General features: G+C 35.5%; 1 protein-coding gene. It reads right to left on the reverse strand.

Annotated elements, in window-relative coordinates; translation table 11 throughout:
• Window positions 1-169: 169 nt before the first annotated feature.
• Window positions 170-661 carry a hypothetical protein gene (locus ADA01nite_RS21760; protein WP_146812512.1) on the reverse strand — a complete coding sequence of 164 codons (492 nt, stop codon included), beginning with the start codon at window positions 659-661 and terminating at the stop codon, window positions 170-172.
• Between the last annotated feature and the right edge of the window lie 261 nt (window positions 662-922).

Raw genomic sequence — 922 nt, forward strand, 5'->3', positions numbered from 1 at the left:
TATATTCATCCCTTACACTTCCGAATCTTTATAGTTTTAAATAGGATATGACGATAAGATTGAAGATACCATTCTTCTCTTACGTTGCCTCTGTCAATGAAATCCAAACCACTTACCCGTTCTATAGTCTTTTGTATAGCTCGTTTAGCTAATGGTTCTTGCAATACATCTATACTCCTTCATTGTAAGCATAGATTGGTACGCCCAATAATTGAAGTAATTCTTTTACGTATCCCTTAGCTTCTACCCGTACACTGTAGTCTTTCTGCACCCAAAAGCGCGTGAATCCCAATACATTGAGCACTTTTTTCATTCCTTTAACTTTTTCTCGAATACGAGGAATATCCGGGTTGCCAATTATGAATATCTCTTCTCCAGCTGAATTCTGGAAATAACTCACCAACTGACGGACTTGGTCGGATAAATGAGAAGTGAGTTGGGAATCATCGAATACAGTGTCAGCCTCATGGTTTTTCGCTTGGGAACCTTTTGATTTTACATTTACCTTCCATCCGGCTTTTTCTCCTGTCACATCAGGAACTCTACTCGTTGTAGTATGTATAATATTCTGAAACGAAAGTTGCTTCAAGAAATCAGCGATTGCCTTATTTACTTTATCCTGATTCATAATAAATGGATCATTTTCGTTTTTCTGTGGCATACCTCTATCTCTTCACTCTGTATATTCCTTACCTAGTAATATTCTACCATTTTATAGATAATCCTCGATAGAGTGTGTTAATCATGCTAGAAAACTACTCTAAAATATTCTTAAAACACTTGAATCCAACAAATTATTTTGAGAAACAGCCTCAACAGCGTGTGAAAATAGAATGTCTGGCTCTAGCTATATATTTTAATAACAATGGTTATTATTTCCACCATAAAAAAAAGAATTGTAAAAAAGCCATCTTCGTAATCC

It is taken from the genome of Aneurinibacillus danicus (genome assembly GCF_007991215.1).
Classification (GTDB): Bacteria; Bacillota; Bacilli; order Aneurinibacillales; family Aneurinibacillaceae; genus Aneurinibacillus; species Aneurinibacillus danicus.